Annotated in this window: 1 protein-coding gene; it reads left to right on the top strand. The window is 54.4% G+C overall.

Annotated features, from left to right (window positions below; all coding sequences use genetic code 11):
• Positions 1–53: 53 nt before the first annotated feature.
• On the top strand, positions 54–689 hold the full coding sequence (locus NO345_RS19565; protein ID WP_256302107.1) for an IS6 family transposase: 636 nt from the start codon (positions 54–56) through the stop codon (positions 687–689).
• The last annotated feature ends 11 nt before the right edge of the window (positions 690–700 follow it).

The raw sequence follows: 700 nt of genomic DNA on the forward strand, positions 1-700 counted from the left end.
GGCGGTGTTCAGATAAGGATTGAAAAGTGAGGCGTAGCGTTTTTTGAGTGTCCATGTCGAAAAACGCTAGCCTCAACGGATGTACCGACCAGATTGAGTTAGGTTTTGTGGAGCGCGAGGCAACACCGCAGCCGTTGATGAAGCTCAGTATTCAGCTGCATCTTGCTGGTCTTTCGCTTTCAAATACTGTCTCGATTCTCGAACTGTTCGGTGTTGATCGCGTTAAATCGACCGTTCATAACTGGGTGCACAAGGCTGAGCTACAGCCCGAGGAGGGACACTCGCCGGATCACGTCGCGGTTGACGAGACCATGGTCCAACTCAATGACGAACGCTACTGGCTGTACGCTGCCGTCGACCCAGATACCAACGAACTGCTGCATACGAAGCTTGAACCGACGCGAACGAACGTGCTCGCTCGCGCGTTCTTCACGGAACTGCGCGAGAAACACGACGTCGACGATGCCGTGTTCCTCGTCGACGGGGCAACGCCGCTGAAAGACGCCTGCACCCGTCACGGCCTCGATTTCCGCTACGAACGCCACGGAAATCGCAACAGCGTCGAACGTGTCTTTCGAGAGGTAAAACGCAGAACTACCTCTTTCTCAAACTGTTTCAGCCACGCCGAAGCAGAAACTGCTGACGAGTGGCTCAGATCATTCGCCTTCGCATGGAATCAGCTAATCTGAACGCGACCCGT

It is taken from the genome of Haloarchaeobius salinus, from assembly GCF_024464185.1.
Classification (GTDB): domain Archaea; phylum Halobacteriota; class Halobacteria; order Halobacteriales; family Natrialbaceae; genus Haloarchaeobius; species Haloarchaeobius salinus.